At 45.2% G+C, this 352-nt stretch carries 1 tRNA gene and 1 rRNA gene; both read right to left on the bottom strand.

Annotated elements, in window-relative coordinates:
* Positions 1 to 149: 149 nt before the first annotated feature.
* Positions 150 to 225 (bottom strand) — tRNA-Glu (locus G5S52_RS23570).
* A 62-nt stretch (positions 226 to 287) separates the two neighbouring features.
* Positions 288 to 352, bottom strand: a 16S ribosomal RNA gene (locus G5S52_RS23565); the annotation flags it as partial.

Raw genomic sequence — 352 nt, 5'->3', positions numbered from 1 at the left:
TGGTGTTAACTCCGTAGAGTCAACATTTGAGAACTTTTACAAACAAACTCATTGAGTTTGTTTAGTCAGCTTTCCAGATTTTTAAAGAGCATGTGATGTTCTTTCGAAGCACCACTTTCTAATCACACTCAATGAATGCGTTTAATAAGTGGCGTCCCATAGGGGAGTCGAACCCCTGTTACCGCCGTGAAAGGGCGGTGTCCTAGGCCTCTAGACGAATGGGACACATCGTTTCTTTACATTTCGACCGTAGCAATCTGTGTGGACACTAGCATTAATAGTATCGTTAAGGAGGTGATCCAGCCCCAGGTTCCCCTAGGGCTACCTTGTTACGACTTCACCCCAGTCATGA

Source organism: Grimontia sedimenti (assembly GCF_011045095.1).
GTDB classification, from domain to species: Bacteria; Pseudomonadota; Gammaproteobacteria; order Enterobacterales; family Vibrionaceae; genus Enterovibrio; species Enterovibrio sedimenti.
The sequence above is the reverse complement of the archived record's forward strand: the minus strand, read 5'-3'. Positions and strand labels throughout refer to the sequence as shown.